At 65.4% G+C, this 15398-nt stretch carries 14 protein-coding genes; 9 read left to right on the top strand and 5 right to left on the bottom strand.

Annotation, left to right across the window (positions count from 1 at the left end; genetic code table 11):
• The first annotated feature begins 125 nt into the window (after nucleotides 1-125).
• The 3 genes from JJT62_RS11520 to JJT62_RS11510 are packed head-to-tail and all read left to right on the top strand — an operon-like array spanning nucleotide 126 to nucleotide 3549.
• Nucleotides 126-2345, top strand: a complete 2220-nt coding sequence (locus JJT62_RS11520) for a transglycosylase domain-containing protein (RefSeq protein ID WP_202072912.1) — start codon at nucleotides 126-128, stop codon at nucleotides 2343-2345.
• A gap of 11 nt (nucleotides 2346-2356) precedes the next feature.
• The gene (locus JJT62_RS11515; RefSeq protein ID WP_202072911.1) at nucleotides 2357-2968 is read left to right on the top strand and encodes a DUF1214 domain-containing protein; all 612 of its coding nucleotides are present in this window, start codon (nucleotides 2357-2359) and stop codon (nucleotides 2966-2968) included.
• Nucleotides 2959-3549 carry a DUF1254 domain-containing protein gene (locus JJT62_RS11510; RefSeq protein WP_202072910.1) on the top strand — a complete coding sequence of 197 codons (591 nt, stop codon included), beginning with the start codon at nucleotides 2959-2961 and terminating at the stop codon, nucleotides 3547-3549. Before JJT62_RS11515 ends, JJT62_RS11510 begins: the two co-directional genes overlap by 10 nt.
• A gap of 198 nt (nucleotides 3550-3747) precedes the next feature.
• Here JJT62_RS11510 and JJT62_RS11505 read toward each other — a convergent pair whose 3' ends face one another.
• The 5 genes from JJT62_RS11505 to JJT62_RS11485 all read right to left on the bottom strand — a co-directional run bounded on the left by JJT62_RS11505 (nucleotide 3748) and on the right by JJT62_RS11485 (nucleotide 8024).
• The gene (locus JJT62_RS11505) at nucleotides 3748-4146 is read right to left on the bottom strand and encodes a DUF1178 family protein (protein ID WP_202072909.1); all 399 of its coding nucleotides are present in this window, start codon (nucleotides 4144-4146) and stop codon (nucleotides 3748-3750) included.
• A 2-nt stretch (nucleotides 4147-4148) separates the two neighbouring features.
• Nucleotides 4149-4412, bottom strand: coding sequence for a glutaredoxin 3 (grxC, locus tag JJT62_RS11500; protein ID WP_202072908.1), 264 nt, complete (start codon nucleotides 4410-4412; stop codon nucleotides 4149-4151).
• Nucleotides 4413-4465: 53 nt separating this feature from the next.
• Nucleotides 4466-5239, bottom strand: a complete 774-nt coding sequence (locus tag JJT62_RS11495) for a ComF family protein (protein WP_202073098.1) — start codon at nucleotides 5237-5239, stop codon at nucleotides 4466-4468.
• 125 nt (nucleotides 5240-5364) lie between these two features.
• A complete protein-coding gene (locus tag JJT62_RS11490) occupies nucleotides 5365-6528 on the bottom strand; it encodes a GTP-binding protein (RefSeq protein WP_202072907.1) in 1164 nt (387 codons plus the stop codon).
• Nucleotides 6529-6539: 11 nt separating this feature from the next.
• Nucleotides 6540-8024, bottom strand: a complete 1485-nt coding sequence (locus tag JJT62_RS11485; protein ID WP_202072906.1) for a D-alanyl-D-alanine carboxypeptidase family protein — start codon at nucleotides 8022-8024, stop codon at nucleotides 6540-6542.
• A gap of 312 nt (nucleotides 8025-8336) precedes the next feature.
• On the opposite strand from JJT62_RS11485, the gene JJT62_RS11480 reads away from it, so the two are divergent.
• From JJT62_RS11480 to JJT62_RS11455, 6 genes are all read left to right on the top strand, one after another.
• The gene (locus tag JJT62_RS11480; protein ID WP_202072905.1) at nucleotides 8337-9236 is read left to right on the top strand and encodes a LysR family transcriptional regulator; all 900 of its coding nucleotides are present in this window, start codon (nucleotides 8337-8339) and stop codon (nucleotides 9234-9236) included.
• Between the two features lie 129 nt (nucleotides 9237-9365).
• Nucleotides 9366-9842 carry a formate dehydrogenase subunit gamma gene (locus JJT62_RS11475; protein WP_165051135.1) on the top strand — a complete coding sequence of 159 codons (477 nt, stop codon included), beginning with the start codon at nucleotides 9366-9368 and terminating at the stop codon, nucleotides 9840-9842.
• A complete protein-coding gene (locus JJT62_RS11470; protein WP_202072904.1) occupies nucleotides 9839-11389 on the top strand; it encodes an NADH-quinone oxidoreductase subunit NuoF in 1551 nt (516 codons plus the stop codon). The genes JJT62_RS11475 and JJT62_RS11470 overlap by 4 nt, the downstream gene beginning before the upstream one ends.
• 10 nt (nucleotides 11390-11399) lie before the next feature.
• Nucleotides 11400-14279, top strand: a complete 2880-nt coding sequence (gene fdhF, locus JJT62_RS11465; protein ID WP_202072903.1) for a formate dehydrogenase subunit alpha — start codon at nucleotides 11400-11402, stop codon at nucleotides 14277-14279.
• Complete coding sequence (gene fdhD / locus JJT62_RS11460; RefSeq protein ID WP_202072902.1) at nucleotides 14276-15103, top strand: formate dehydrogenase accessory sulfurtransferase FdhD; 828 nt, start codon at nucleotides 14276-14278, stop codon at nucleotides 15101-15103. Before fdhF ends, fdhD begins: the two co-directional genes overlap by 4 nt.
• 22 nt (nucleotides 15104-15125) lie before the next feature.
• On the top strand, nucleotides 15126-15317 hold the full coding sequence (locus tag JJT62_RS11455) for a formate dehydrogenase subunit delta (protein ID WP_330084169.1): 192 nt from the start codon (nucleotides 15126-15128) through the stop codon (nucleotides 15315-15317).
• Nucleotides 15318-15398: the final 81 nt, after the last annotated feature.

Here is a 15398-nt window from a genome sequence, read left to right as displayed (position 1 = left end):
CTGTTCCGCCATCGGACGGAAACCATAATCGGAATGGGGGGCCGCGGCGGCGTCGTCAAGATGGTTTAAAAGATGCTAACGTCGCGCGCCGCGATTTTAATTGTCCCGCCGGGAGCCTGCGAGCCTTGTTCGAGCGTCTTTGGTCCTCGTCCTTTGTGAAGCGCATCCGGCGCATTCTGCTGTCGGCGGACGCGCTCATCGATTCGAGCGTCTTCGACAGCGGCCGGCGGTCGCGCGAGCTTTACGAGAATTTCTCGACCTTCATGGAGCGCTTCCATGTCTCGGGTGCCGCGCGCCTCGGGGTCGAGCTTGCCTGCGAGGCGCTCACCTGGGGCGTTATCGGGCTCATCGGCATGGCGGCGCTCGCAAGCTCGGCCTTCCAAATGACCAGCGAGGGCGACTGGCTGAAGCAGACCGATCTCGCGGTCACCTTCCTGGACCGCTACGGCAATGAAGTCGGCCAGCGCGGCATCAAGCACGACGACGCGGTGCCGCTCGAGGAATATCCCGACTATCTCATCAAGGCGGTGCTCGCGACGGAGGATCGCCGCTTCTACGAGCATTTCGGCATAGACGTGATCGGCACGGCGCGCGCGCTGACGGTCAATGCGCGCTCCTCGGGCGTGGTGCAGGGCGGCTCCTCCATCACGCAGCAGCTCGCCAAGAATCTCTTCCTTTCCAACGAACGCACCATCACTCGCAAGATCAACGAGGCCTTTCTCGCCTTGTGGCTGGAGCATCACCTCACCAAGCGTGAGATCCTCAAGCTCTATCTCGATCGCGTCTATATGGGCGGCGGCGCCTTCGGCATTCAGGCGGCGGCCGAGTTTTACTTCGGCAAGTCGGTCAAGGACGTCACGCTCGCCGAAGCCGCCATGCTGGCGGGCCTTTTCAAGGCGCCGACGAAATACGCGCCGCACAATAATCTTCCCGCGGCCCGCGCGCGCGCCAATGACGTGCTCAACAATCTCGTTGACGCCGGCTTCATGACCGAGAGCCAGGTCATCGCGGCGCAAAAAAGCCCGGCGACGCCCGTCGACCGGCAGCGGCAGGATAGTCCCGACTGGTATCTCGACTTCGCCTATGGCGAAATTCGCAAGCTCGCTGCCGCCGGCAAGCTCGGCGACAATCGCGTGCTCGCGGTTCGCACGGCGCTCGATTCCAACGTGCAGAAACGCGCGGAAGAGGTCATCGAGAAAAATCTGCGTGAGCAGGGGCGCTCTTATCACGTCAAGCAGGCGGCGATGGTGGTCATGGAGCCGGACGGCGCCGTGCGCGCCATTATCGGCGGCCGCGACTATGGGGCGAGCCAGTTCAATCGCGCGACCGACGGCTCGCGTCAGCCGGGCTCTTCCTTCAAGCCCTATGTCTATCTCACGGCGCTGATGACCGGCCGTTTCAAGCCCACGACCATCGTCACCGACCGACCGACCTGCATCGGCAATTATTGCGTTCACAACTATAGCGGCGGTTATGCGGGCTCCATGCCGCTCGCCATGGCGCTGGCGAAATCGCTGAACACCGTCGCCATCCAGCTCTCGCAGGCGATCGGCAATGGCGACTCGCGCATTGGCCGCGCGAAGATCATCGAGACTTGCCGCAAACTCGGAATCAGCACGCCGCTCGAGGACACGCCGTCCCTGCCTGTCGGCCAGAGCGACGTGATCCTCATCGAGCATTCTTCCGCCTACGCCGCCTTCGTGAATGGCGGGAAGCGCGTCATTCCTTTCGCCGCCGTCGAAATCCGCAATCGCCAGGGCGATCTGCTCTATCGCCACGATCGCGACGCGCCGCCGCAAAAACAGGTGCTGCCTTATGAGAAGGTGGTCGATCTCGCGGGCATGATGAAGAAGGTGGTGGAAGAGGGCACAGGCAGGCGCGCGCAGCTCGGCGAGGGCATCGACGTCATCGGCAAAACCGGCACCACCAATGGCTATAAGGACGCCTGGTTCTGCGGCTATTCCGGCACGATGGGCGGCTGCGTCTGGTATGGCAACGACGATAACGAGCCCATGAACAATATGACCGGCGGCACGCTGCCGGCCGGCACCTGGCACGACGTCATGGCCTATGCGCATCAGGGCGTGGCGCTCAAGCCCATCGTCGGGCTCACGCCGCAAGCCAGGCCGGAGGCCGCCACAGTCAGCGAGAACGGCGCAAAGCCTCTGGAGCTCGGCGCGCCGCAACGGCCGGCGACCCTCTCCAAGGGTGCGGCGCAGGCCTTGGAGTCGATCGAGAAAAAGGCGCGGAGCGCCGCGACCGGCAGGCAGAGTTCGCTCGTCTCGCCGGCGACGATCGCGCAGACGCGTGGCGGCGATTTCCCGACGATCGGCGCGGTCCAATAGCGAGGGGCCAAATGAAACGCCAGACGGCTTTTGGAGCGAATCCCCCTTACGCAAAATATCTGCGGGCCGCTTCGGCGATGATGGGCGGCCTTGCGCTCGGGCTCGTCGCGACGGTCGTTTCGCTCAACGCCGGCCATGGCTTCAACGCCTTGCGGGCGGGCCCCTGGACGGCTTGGCCATCCGTCGGCGGCCCGAATATCGATCCCTACGCCCGCGCCGGGATCGCGCGTTCGGGAGAAGCGCCCTTGGGGCGCGACCAAGGCCTGGCCTTTATCGCGACGGCGGATTCGAGCGGCGCCCCGCTCGACGGCGCCTGCGAATATACCGTCGTCGATCCGCTGCCGCCGGCGCGTTTCTGGACTCTGTCGCTCGCGACGCCGAGCGGCGGGCTCATCGACAATCCGGCGGGGCGCTACGGCTTTTCGTCGGTCGACGTGTTGCGGCGCGAGGGCGGCGGCTTCGAACTTGTGATCGCCCGCCACGCCCGCGCCGGCAACTGGCTGTCTCCGGGAGAGGCGCGCAAATTCGTGCTCATGCTGCGGCTCTATGATACGCCGCTCGATGTCGACGCCCGACCTGATCCCAATACTTTTCCCCGTATCGTGAAGCTGAAGTGCGCCTAGCTCCTCCCGACCGCTTTTTCGATTATTTGCCCTGGGCCGCAGCTACGCTGCTCGTCGCAGGCATCGTGCATATTGTTTCCGTGCTGCTGATGCCGGCTGTCGCGCCGCAGGACGCCTATGCGCGGGCACGCGCGGCTGTCGGGGACGCGCCGACATTCGCGCTCGTCGCGCTGCCGCCGATGGCGCCCGGCGCCGAGCCCTTGCCGTTCGAAGACCCGGCCTTCGCCGAAGGCGTCTGCGTCTATGATTTGTCGAAGGGGATGCTGCGGGTGACGGCGCCGGCGGATGGCGACGATTATCTGGCGCTCTCCTTCCACGCCAAAGCCGGCCGCATTTATCACGCCATCACCGACCGCGCGGCGATCAAGGGCAAGATCGACATCGTGATCGGCGACGACAGGCAGATGGACGCTTTGAGCGCCAGCGACGACGCGCCGCAGCAGCAAGTGCGCCTCACGGCGCCGGCCAAGCGCGGCTTCGTGCTGGTGCGTTCGCTGGCGAAGCGCCCGTCGGATATGACGCGCGCGCGGGAGCGGCTCGCGACGGTGATGTGCGAGCGCGTCGATCCGCCGAAGGATTAGCGGCGTCGCCCAATGGCAGGCAAAACCAGCGCTATCTTGGCCCGCCGTCATTGCGAGGAGCGCAAGCGATGAAGCAATCCAGGGCGGCTATCGCGGCTCTGGATTGCTTCGCTTCGCTCGCAATGACGGGAGGCTCTGGATTCCCTGTCGGGCTTTCAGCCCGTCGGGAATAACGCCGTTATCCAAACGGCAATGGCGTCAGTTGTCCTGAGGCAAATCCGGCAGCGGTAGAATCTCGATCCCGTCTTCGAGCAGCGCCTTAGCCTCTTCAAAGGTGGCGCGGCCGCGGATTGGGCGGCGTTCCGCCTCGCCGTCTTCGATGGCGCGCGCCTCGTCAGGGAAACGGTCGCCGACATCTTCGGTCCCGGCGGCGACATGCTCGCGTAATTCCTTGATCATCTGGCGAAGGCGCGCAGGGGCCTCTTCCCGCCCGCCGCGCGCGACATGCGGCGCCATCACGCCGCGCGTGACCTTCTCCGACGCGCAGAAGGGGCAGACGACGAGATGCTGTTCGACTTGCTTCTCGAATGTCTCGCTGTCGCGGAACCAGCCGTCGAACTGGTGCCCTTCGTCGCAGACCAGCGTGTAATGCACCATGATCAGGCTCCAGCGGCGAGGAGCGGGTCGAGGCCGCCCTCGCTGTCGAGCGCATGGAGATCGTCGCAGCCGCCGACATGTTTTCCGTCGATGAAAATCTGTGGGACGGTGGTGCGGCCATTGGCGCGTTCGCTCATCGCCTGGCGGCCCGCCGGATCGCCCGCGACATTGATTTCCTCGAACGCCGCGCCCTTTTGCGTCAAAAGCCGCTTGGCCGCGATGCAATAGGGGCAGGTCGGGGTCGTGTAGATTTCGATACGCGCCATTTTGGGGGAAGGCCTGAACCTATGGTTTCGTTGGCCCGCTTATAGCCCCGATGTCACGCGCTTGTCACCGCCCGCGCGAAGACCAGCAGATCGACCTGCGCGGCGCCGGATTTTAAAAGCGCGCGGGCGGCGGCGTTGGCGGTGGCCCCGGTGGTGAGCACGTCGTCGACCAGCACAAGCTTGGCATTCTCGATGAGGGCGGCGCGCTCGGGGTCGACGCGGAAGGCGCCCGACAGATTGACCGCGCGCTGGGCGCGCGAGAGGCCGACCTGGGGCGCCGTCGGCTTCACGCGCAGAAGCGCTTGCGTCTCCACCGGCGCGCCGCATTCGCGGGAAATAGCCCGCGCCAGCTCCGCCGATTGGTTGAAACGCCGCGCGGCGAGGCGCAGGCGATGGAGCGGAATGGGAACGAGCAGATCGGCATCGACGAGAATATCGGCGCCGGCGCGCGCCATCCAGCGGCCCATTGGGGCGGCGAGCTCCAGCCGGTCGTAATATTTGAGCCGATGCGCGAGAGAGCGGGCCTTGTCGCTATCGTAACGGGCCACCGCGCGGGCGCGATGGAAGACCGGCGGATTGGCGGCGGCCTCCGGGGAGATGAGGCCGGGTTGATCGAGATCGAGCGCGAAGGGCGTGCCGAGCCGCTCGCAGAAGGGCCGCTCGATGAAGGCGATCTCCCGCCAGCACGCCGCGCACAAGGCCCCATGCTCCGCCACGGCCTTGCGGCAGACGAGGCAGGAGGGGGGATAGACGAGGTTGAGCAGCGCGGAGCCGGCGCGGCGGGCGGCGGCGGTGAGGCGGTCGAGGGGGGCCCGATCGAATTGCATCTCGGGAGTATGGCGCAAGGCCCCCTCCCTGTCCCTCCCCAGGAACGCTCGCGATCAGCGTTGTCGATGCAGGCCGCAACCTGCCCCCTCTCCCGCGATAGCGGGGGAGGGTTGGGGAGGGGGCCTCACCCCAGCAACCCGCCCTTTGCCGGCGCCAGAGGATTATTGGTCAGCGCCTCGGCGTCGGGCGTTCCCACCGCCGGTCGATGAATCAGCGCGGCATAAAGCCCCTCGACGAATTTCCGGTCCAAATCCTTCACGATGAAGACGATGCGCGTTCGCCGGTCGTCATCGGGCCAAGCCTCCAGCCGATGCGGCGGATGGAAGACGTGCTGCACGCCATGGATGACGACAGGCCGTTCGGGTTCGTCGGAAAGCGCGACGATGCCCTTCACCCGCAGCAGCCGCGGCCCGTGCGTATGGCGCAGCAGATCGATGAAAATGTCGAAGGACGGAGGCGTGAACGGTTCGTCGCCCGTCAGGCAAAACGCCTGAATGTGCGCGTCGTGGCGATTAACGTCGTGATGGTGGTGGTGATCGTGATGCGCGTGGCCGTGATCGTGATGATGGCCATGTTCATGCGCCTCGTCCACCGCCTCGGCGTTCAACCAGTCGCGCACGCGCGGCGTCTTGGTCGCCGGGTCGTAGAGGCCGCAGTCGAGCAAAGCGGCGGGCGTCGCCTCGTCGGCGTCGAGGATGCGCGCGCCCGGGTTCAGCGCCGCCAATCGGGACTTCAGGCTCGCCGCCTTTGCGGCGCCCTCGGGCAGGTCGGTCTTCGTGACGACCAGACGATCGGCGACGGCGGCCTGCTTCACCGCCTCTTCATGGGCGTCGAGCGTCGCTTCGCCATTCACGGCGTCGATCACGGTCACGACCCCGTCGAGCCGGAAGCGCAGCACGAGATAGGGGTGGTTCATAATCGTATGGAGGATGGGCGCCGGATCGGCGAGGCCCGTCGTCTCCAGCACGACGCGGCGGAACGGCTTGATCCGCCCGTTATCCAGCCGTCGCAGCAGATCCTCGAGCGTGTTCACGAGATCGCCGCGGATGGTGCAGCAGATGCAGCCCGAGCTCATCATCACCATGTCGCCTTCGACCTTCTCGATGAAGAGATGGTCGAGGCCGATCTCGCCGAACTCATTGATGAGGACGAGCGTGTCGGAAAGCTCCGGCGCGGCGAGCAGGCGGTTGAGCAAAGTGGTCTTGCCAGCGCCGAGGAAACCGGTCAGCACGGTCAATGGAAGGGGCGGCGGCGGCCGACGGCCGGCGGCGTCGAGAGTTTCGCTCACGGCGTGTTCACTCACTGGGTTTTGCCGTGCGGCTTGGTTTCGGCGTGGACCTTGCCGGGCGCCTTCGGCTTTTCAGCCGCGGCCTTTTCGGCGGGCTTGGCGACGATTTTCACCGGCGCGGCTTTCTCCGCCTGCGCCTTGCCTTTCTTCGCCGCTTTGCCCTTCGCCGGTTTGTCGTGTGAAGCGGCCTTGTCCTCGTGAATGATGTCCGCGACGGGCGCCGGCGCGGGGACATGGGCGTGGCTAATGTGTTTGCCGGCTCTGCCCTTGCCCTTCCGCATCGTGACGGCGTCGGGCGCGGCGCGGCTGATCGGCGAGGCCTCCCCGCCCGTGGGCTCGACATTGGCGTAAGCGGCGAGATCGGGCTGCTCGCCGATCGGCGCGCCGGGCGCGCGGGCGCGGGCCACGGGGCCGGTATAGCCTGCCGCGCGTCCGACAAAGACCGGCACAGGCTCGAAATGCGGACGCGGCAGGCGGGCGATGTCCTTCACGCTGATCTGCTGCTGGCCGGCGCCGACCGCGTCGAGCAGCGGAATGCCCGTCGGCGCAGAGCCGACCGGAATGCTCATATCCTCGACTTCGTTCATGAATTCCGCCGTCGCCGCGCCGCGGTGGTGGCAGACGCTGTCGCGCATGTCGGGCGCAGCCGTCGGGCCGGCGCTGGGCAATGACGCGATCGAGCCGATCGAGCCGCCCGTCTGGAAGGCGCGGTCGAGCAGCGCCGCCGCCTTCGCGGTGCGCGCCGAGGCGGAGGGCGCGCCGAGCACGACCGCAATGAGCCGCTGGCCGCCATGCGTGGCCGAGGCGACGAGATTGAAGCCGGCGGGGCAGGTGAAGCCGGTCTTCATGCCGTCGGCGCCGGGGTAGCGCCCGAGCAGGCCGTTATGGGTGGCGTGGACGCTGGCGCCGAGCTTCATGGCGCCGATGTTCCAAAGGTTCGAATATTCGGGAAACTGCACATAAAGGGCGCGGCCGAGAAGAGCGAGGTCGCGGGCCGAAGTGACCTGGCGCGTATCGGGCAGCCCGTTGGGATTGACCCAGACCGATTGCGTCATGCCGAGCTTCTGTGAAGCCGCGTTCATATCGTCGGCGAAGGCTTCGACCGAGCCCGAAACGCCTTCCGCAATGGTGACCGCGATGTCATTCGCCGACTTCACCATCAGCATGATGAGCGCATTTTGCAGGGTGACCTCGGAGCCGGAGCGGAAGCCCATTTTGGACGGCGCCATGCGCGTCGCGCGCGGCGACACCATCAAGGGCGTGTCCATCGTGAGGCGCCCGGCGCGCACGGCGTCGAGCGCGACATAGGCGGTCATCAGCTTGGTCAGCGAGGCCGGGTACCAGGAGGCGGTCGCCTGGTCCTGTTCGAGAACCGAGCCGGAGGCCACGTCGATGACGAGCGACGGGGTGGCTCGCGCAGGCAGGGCGGCGAGTGCGGCGGCGGCGAGGCAAGATGCGAATGCCCCGAGACGGGAAAGTCCCTTTATCTTGGCCATTGGCAAAACGTCTCCTTGGTCGCCGCCCGTTGAGAGCGCTGCAAAAAACATACTGGCCTTTCGAGACGGTTCAAATATGGGCAAATTGTGACAGGCGCCAGTCAAAAGCTTTGCAAGCCTCAATCGCGCGCGCCGCTATCCACCGACTCGGAGCGACTCGTTTCCTCTCGATTTCGCGGGCGTTTGCGTCGCCGGTATGGTATGGCACGGCCAGCGCGAGGCAGAGGCACCTGGGGGAGCCGCCGCCCAAGTGGTCGGGCATGCCGCGAATGAACCCAAGAGGCGGCGCCATCGGCGCCGACACGTTCCGAAGTGATCGACAAACTCGAATTTCTCATCGCGGTCGCCAGCGAGAAAAGCTTCTCTCGCGCGGCGGAGATTTGCGGCGTCACCCAGCCCACGCTCTCCGCCGGCGTCAAGCAGCTCGAAGACTCGCTCGGGGTGCTGCTGGTCAACCGCTCATCCCGCTTCCACGGCCTGACCGCCGAAGGCGAGCGGGTGCTGGAATGGGCCAAGCGCATCGTCGGCGACGCCCGCGCCATGCGCCAGGAGGTCCGCACGCTGCGCGAAGGGCTCTGCGGGCAGCTCAAGATCGCCGTCATTCCCACGGCGGAGGGAATCGTCTCGGCGCTCACCACGCCCTATCGCGCCAAGCATCCGCATGTGCGCTTCAAGGTGGTCTCGGCGTCATCCACCGAGGTGCTCGCCATGCTCGATAATCTCGAGATCGACGCGGGCATTACTTATCTCGATAATGAACCGCTCGGCCGTGTCAGAACCGTACCGCTTTGTTCGGAACGCTACCGGCTGCTGACAGCCGAGGGCAATCCGCTGAGCGACCGCGATCGGGTCACCTGGGCCGACGTCGGCCGGATCGATTTGTGCCTGCTCACGCCCGACATGCAGAATCGCCGGATCGTCGAACGGCTGATCGGCGCCAATGGCGCCGAGCTCGCGCCGATTCTCGAGTCGAACTCGGTCATTCTGCTCTACGACCACGTCAAATCCGGCCGCTGGGCGACGATCATGCCGGAAAAGCTCGCGAAAACCTTGGGGACGCAGCCGCCGCTCCGCTCTATCCCCATTGTCGAGCCCGAGGCCGGCCACGAGATCGGTCTGGTGGCCCCGCTGCGCGATCCGGTCATTCCGCTGGTTGGCGCGCTCGTTGCAGAGGCAAAAGCGCTCGCCGAAAGCGGCAGTCTGGCCGATTGATAGGCAAGCCCTATGGCGCAACGGCCGGGACGGTATTGATCGGCGCCGGGAATTCCGGCAGTGTCATCGGAATAATATAAATGAAGGGCGCCTTGTCTCGAAGGTCGACGCCCCAAAGCGAGGGAAGAAATGGCTGGCGCTGCTCAGTATAGCGACGAGCGGGCGCGGGAGATCATTGCGGCCCATATGGGCCTCGAAGGACCTGCACTGCCCATATTGCATGCGCTTCAGGCTGAATTCGGCTATGTGCCGGATTCCGCGGTGAAGGAAATGGCGACGGCGCTGAACATCAGCCGCGCCGAAATGCATGGCGTCGTCACCTTTTATCACGACTTCCACAGCGCCCCGCACGGCCGCCATACGCTGAAAATCTGCCGCGCCGAATCGTGCCAGTCGATGGGCGCCGAGAAGCAGGCCAACGACTTCCTCGCCCGCCAGAAGCTCGAATGGCATCAGACGACGCCCGACGGCTCCCTCACGGTCGAGCCGGTCTATTGTCTGGGCCTGTGCGCCCATAGTCCGGCCGCCCTGTACGATGGCGAGCCGATTGGACAGGTCGACGCCGCGACGCTCGACGAGATCGTAGCAGAGGCGAAAGGCGAATGACCAAGATCTACATTCCGCTGGATATGGCCGCCGTGGCGATGGGCGCCGATCGCCTCGCCGCCGCCGTCGCCAAGGAGGCCGCCGCGCGCGGCCAGCAAGTCGAGATCGTGAGAAACGGCTCGCGCGGCATGCTCTGGCTCGAGCCCCTGATCGAGGTGGAGACGCCCGCGGGTCGCGTCGGTTACGGCCCCGCCAAGGTGAAGGACGTCGCCTCGCTGTTCGACGCGGGCTTCCTCACCGGCGGCGCGCATGCGCTGAGCATCGGGGTGGTCGAAGAGCACCCCTGGATGAAGCGCCAGAACCGCTTCACCTTCTTGCGCTGCGGCGTGATCGACCCGCTGTCGGTCGCCGACTATGAGGCGCATGACGGTTTCAAGGGTCTGAAACGCGCTTTCGAGATCGGCTCGGCTGCGATCGTCGACGAGGTCGCCAAGTCCGGCCTGCGCGGCCGTGGCGGCGCAGGCTTCCCGACCGGCATCAAGTGGAAAACGGTCGCCGATTGCGCGCCCGGGCAAAAATATGTGGTCGTCAACGCCGACGAGGGCGACTCCGGCACTTTCGCCGACCGCATGATCATGGAAGGCGATCCGCTCTCCCTCATCGAGGGCATGACCATCTGCGGCTATGCGATCGGCGCCTCCAAGGGCTACGTTTATCTGCGCTCGGAATATCCGGTCGTCGCCAAGGTCTTCCAGGCTGCGATCGAGAAGGCGCGTGACGCCGGCTGGCTCGGCCAGAACATCAAGGGCTCGGGCTTCGGCTTCGACGTCGAGCTGCGCATCGGCGCCGGCGCCTATGTCTGCGGCGAGGAGACGTCGCTGCTCGAGAGCCTCGAGGGCAAGCGCGGCATCGTGCGCGCCAAGCCGCCGCTGCCGGCCCATGTCGGCCTCTTCGGCAAGCCTACGGTCGTCAACAACGTCCTCTCCATGGCCACCGTGCCGATGATTCTGGAGAAGGGCGCGAAGCATTACGCCGATCTCGGCGTCGGCCGTTCGCGCGGCACCATGCCGCTGCAGATCGCCGGCAATGTGAAATTCGGCGGCCTGTTCGAAACCGACTTCGGCATTCCGCTCGGCACGATCGTCAATGACATCGCCGGCGGCACGCGCACGGGCCGTCCGGTGAAGGCGGTGCAGGTCGGCGGTCCGCTCGGCGCCTATGTGCCTGTGTCGCTTTTCGACCTACCTTTCGACTACGAAGCTTTTGCGGCGAAAGACAGCCTGATCGGCCATGGCGGGCTCGTCGTGTTCGACGACACGATCGACATGCTGTGGATGGCGCGTTTCGGCATGGAATTCTGCGCGATCGAAAGCTGCGGAAAATGCACGCCTTGCCGGATCGGCTCGACGCGCGGCGTCGAAACGATCGACAAAATTCGCAATGGTCAGGATGTCGAGAAGAATATCGAGCTTCTCAAGGACCTCTGCCACACCATGAAATTTGGCTCATTGTGTGCATTGGGCGGCTTCGCGCCGTATCCCGTCGAGAGCGCTCTACGCCATTTCCCAGAGGACTTCCGCAAGTCGGCCCTTGAAGCCGCTGAGTGAGGTAGCCGCCATGACGCTTATCAAAGAGACAGATTACGGGACGCCAGAGTCCAAGTCGGCGAACATGGTCACGCTGACCATCGACGGCAAGAGCGTCACGGTTCCCGAGGGAACCTCCATCATGCGCGCGGCGATGGAGGCCGGGACCGAGATTCCGAAGCTCTGCGCCACGGACAGCATCAAGGCCTTCGGCTCCTGCCGCCTCTGCGTGATCGAGGTCGAGGGCCGCAACGGCACGCCCGCTTCCTGCACCACGCCGGTCGCGCCGGGCATCTCCGTGAAGACCCAGACTCCGCGTCTTTCCGCCATCCGTCGCGGCGTGATGGAGCTCTATATTTCCGACCATCCGCTCGACTGTCTGACCTGCGCCGCCAATGGCGATTGCGAGCTGCAGGACATGGCCGGCGCCGTGGGCCTGCGCGACGTGCGCTATGGCTATGACGGCTCCAACCATGTCTTCGCCCGCAACAACGGCGAAGCCAATTTCAATTGGAAGCCGAAGGACGAGTCGAACCCTTACTTCACCTATGACCCGGCGAAGTGCATCGTCTGTAACCGCTGCGTGCGCGCCTGCGAGGAAGTGCAGGGCACTTTCGCGCTGACGATCTCCGGCCGTGGCTTCGATTCGCGCGTTTCGCCCGGCATGGACGAAGCCTTCATGGAGTCGGAATGCGTCTCCTGCGGCGCTTGCGTCCAGGCCTGCCCGACGGCGACGCTCACCGAGAAGTCGGTCATCGCCATCGGCCAGCCGGAGCATTCCGCCGTCACCACCTGCGCCTATTGCGGCGTGGGCTGCACCTTCAAGGCCGAGATGCGCGGCGAAGAGCTCGTGCGCATGGTCCCCTGGAAGGACGGCAAGGCCAATCACGGCCATAGCTGCATCAAGGGCCGCTTCGCTTACGGCTACGCCCATCACGGCGACCGCATCCTCAACCCGATGATCCGCGAGTCGATCGACCAGCCGTGGCAGGTCGTCTCCTGGGACGAGGCTCTGACCTTCGCCGCCGACCGTCTGAAGGCGGTGCAGGCGAAATATGGCAAGGGCTCGGTCGGCGCCATCACCTCGTCGCGCTGCTCGAACGAAGAAACCTATCTCGTTCAGAAGCTCGTGCGCGCCGGCTTCGGCAACAACAACGTCGACACCTGCGCCCGCGTCTGCCATTCGCCGACCGGCTATGGCCTCAACCAGGCCTTCGGCACCTCGGCCGGCACGCAGGATTTCGACTCGGTCGACGACTCCGACGTCATCCTCGTCATCGGCGCCAATCCGACCGACGCGCATCCGGTCTTCGGCTCGCGCATGAAGAAGCGCCTGCGCGAGGGCGCCAAGCTGATCGTCATCGATCCGCGCCGCACCGACCTCGTGCGTTCGCCCCATATCAAGGCGGACTTCCACCTGCCGCTCAAGCCGGGCACCAATGTCGCGATGGTCACGGCGCTCGCCCATGTCATCGTGACGGAAGGGCTCGTCAACGAAGAATTCGTCCGCGCGCGCTGCGATTGGGACGAGTTCCAGGCCTGGGCCGACTTCGTGTCGCTCGACCGCAACAGCCCCGAGGCGCTGGAGTCGGTCATCGGCGTCAAGGCCGAAGACATCCGCGGCGCCGCGCGCCTCTATGCGACCGGCGGCAATGGGGCGATCTACTACGGTCTCGGCGTGACGGAGCACTCGCAGGGCTCGACCACCGTTATGGGCATCGCCAATCTCGCCATGGCGACCGGCAATCTCGGCCGTCGCGGCGTGGGCGTGAACCCGCTGCGTGGCCAGAACAATGTGCAGGGCTCCTGCGACATGGGCTCGTTCCCCCATGAGCTGCCGGGCTACCAGCACATTTCGGGCGAGGCGGCGCGCGCCGCTTTCGAGGCGGACTGGGGCGTCAAGCTCGACCCCGAGCCCGGCCTGCGCATCCCCAATATGTTCGACGCTGCGGTCGAGGGCCGGTTCAAGGGCCTCTATCTGCAGGGCGAGGATATTCTGCAGTCCGATCCCGACACGCGCCATGTTTCGGCGGCTCTCGCCAATATGGAAATCGTGATCGTGCAGGACCTGTTCCTGGTCGAATCCGCCCATTACGCCCATGTGTTCCTGCCGGGCTGCTCCTTCCTCGAGAAGGACGGCACCTTCACCAACGCCGAGCGCCGCATCCAGCGTATCCGCCAAGTGATGAGGCCGAAGAATGGCTATGGCGATTGGGAGATCACCCAGAACCTCGCCAATAAGCTCGGTCTGGGTTGGAACTATGCGCATCCGTCCGAGATCATGGACGAGATCGCCCGACTGACGCCCTCCTTCCGCAACGTCTCCTATACGATGCTGGAAGAGGTCGGCTCCGTGCAGTGGCCGTGCAACGACGCCTCGCCGGACGGCATGCCGATCATGCACATCGAGGGCTTCGCGCGCGGCAAGGGCAAATTCGTCATCACCGAATATGTGCCGACCGACGAGAAGGTTGGGCCGCGCTTCCCGCTGCTGCTGACGACGGGCCGCATCCTGTCTCAGTACAACGTCGGCGCGCAGACCCGCCGCACCGAGAACAGCCAATGGCATCCTGAGGACGTTCTCGAAATCCATCCGCATGACGCGGAGGATCGCGGCGTTGTCGAAGGCGATTGGGTGAAGGTTGCGAGCCGCGCCGGTGAGACGACGCTGCGCGTCAAGATCACCGATCGTGTGGCGCCGGGCGTGGTCTATACGACCTTCCACCATCCGCTCTGCAACACCAATGTCGTGACCACCGATAATTCGGACTGGGCCACGAACTGCCCTGAATACAAAGTGACGGCCGTGCAGATCTCCAAGAGCAACGGCCCCACCGAGTTCCAGGAGAAGTATCGCGAGCTGTCCGAGTCCGCTCGGCGGATTGTGAGCACGATCGACGCGGCGGAATGACCGAGACGCCGTCGGCCACTCTTCGGGTAGAATGCCTGGCGCGCCGTCACGATGTGACGGCGCGCTCTTCACGCGTGATCCCCGAAGAAACGCCGATCGCCTTCACCTATGGCGGCTCCACCCATGCGGTGATGATGGCGACGCCTGCCGATCTCGAAGATTTCGCGGTCGGCTTCGCCATCACCGAAGGGCTCATTGACGCGCCCGAGGAAGCGGGCGAAGTCGAGATCGTCGCATCGGACGCGGGTATCGAGCTGCGCACATGGCTCGGCGGCGGCCGTCAGGACGCCTATGCGGCGCGCAAGCGCTCCATGGCGGGGCCGACGGGCTGCGGGCTTTGCGGCATCGAGAGCCTGGAGGCGGCGACGCGCGCGCTGCCGACGCTCGATAATGCGCTCACGGTCGATGCCGAAGGATTGATCGCGGCGATGGACCGGCTGCCCGGCGCGCAGAAGATCAATCAGGAAACGCGCGCGGTTCACGCCGCCGCTTTTTGGAACCCCGCCTCGAACGCGCTGGTCGTGCGCGAGGACGTCGGGCGTCACAATGCGCTCGACAAGCTCGCTGGCGCGCTGGCGCGCCAGGGCCTCGCCGCGTCGCAGGGCGTGGTTTTGATGACGAGCAGGGTCTCGGTCGAGCTCGTGCAAAAGGCCGCCCGCATCGGCGCGCCGATCATCGCGGCGGTGTCGGCGCCAACGGCCTTGGCTGTTCGCAGCGCCGAAAAATGCGGTATGACGCTCGTGGCCGTGATGCGGGGCCGCGACTTCGAAATCTTCACCCATCCAGGACGCATCGTCGAACAGGTTTCCGCACATGTCGCATGATTCAGTTGAGAAGCTCGTGAAAATGGCCAATCAGATCGGCTCCTTCTTCGGCGCGCAGAAGATCGGCGCCGCCGCCGGCATGGCCGAGCATTTGCGCAAGTTCTGGGCCCCCCATATGCGCGCGACGATTTCCGAGCATGTGAGCCATGGCGGCGCGGGCCTCGAGCCTATCGCTATCGAAGCGGTCAAGATTCTCCAGGCCGAAAAGAAGTAAGACGAACTGTCGCCAGACGAAGAAGCAGCGGCGCCGGCGATGCCGGGCCGCTCTTTTCGTTTCTGCACCCCACGCGGAAAG

Origin of the sequence: Methylocystis sp. Sn-Cys (assembly GCF_016745395.1) — a bacterium.
GTDB classification, from domain to species: domain Bacteria; phylum Pseudomonadota; class Alphaproteobacteria; order Rhizobiales; family Beijerinckiaceae; genus Methylocystis; species Methylocystis iwaonis.
The sequence above is the reverse complement of the archived record's forward strand: the minus strand, read 5'-3'. Positions and strand labels throughout refer to the sequence as shown.

Bases quoted from the DNA above. Each gene is read 5' to 3' on its own strand.
- JJT62_RS11475 (WP_165051135.1), top strand. From the start codon at position 9,366: ATGGCTGGCGCTGCTCAGTATAGCGACGAGCGGGCGCGGGAGATCATT.
- JJT62_RS11470 (WP_202072904.1), top strand. From the start codon at position 9,839: ATGACCAAGATCTACATTCCGCTGGATATGGCCGCCGTGGCGATGGGC.
- JJT62_RS11515 (WP_202072911.1), top strand. From the start codon at position 2,357: ATGAAACGCCAGACGGCTTTTGGAGCGAATCCCCCTTACGCAAAATAT.
- JJT62_RS11505 (WP_202072909.1), bottom strand. From the start codon at position 4,146: ATGGTGCATTACACGCTGGTCTGCGACGAAGGGCACCAGTTCGACGGC.
- JJT62_RS11455 (WP_330084169.1), top strand. From the start codon at position 15,126: ATGGCCAATCAGATCGGCTCCTTCTTCGGCGCGCAGAAGATCGGCGCC.
- fdhD (WP_202072902.1), top strand. From the start codon at position 14,276: ATGACCGAGACGCCGTCGGCCACTCTTCGGGTAGAATGCCTGGCGCGC.
- fdhF (WP_202072903.1), top strand. From the start codon at position 11,400: ATGACGCTTATCAAAGAGACAGATTACGGGACGCCAGAGTCCAAGTCG.
- grxC (WP_202072908.1), bottom strand. From the start codon at position 4,412: ATGGCGCGTATCGAAATCTACACGACCCCGACCTGCCCCTATTGCATC.
- JJT62_RS11495 (WP_202073098.1), bottom strand. From the start codon at position 5,239: ATGCAATTCGATCGGGCCCCCCTCGACCGCCTCACCGCCGCCGCCCGC.
- JJT62_RS11485 (WP_202072906.1), bottom strand. From the start codon at position 8,024: ATGGCCAAGATAAAGGGACTTTCCCGTCTCGGGGCATTCGCATCTTGC.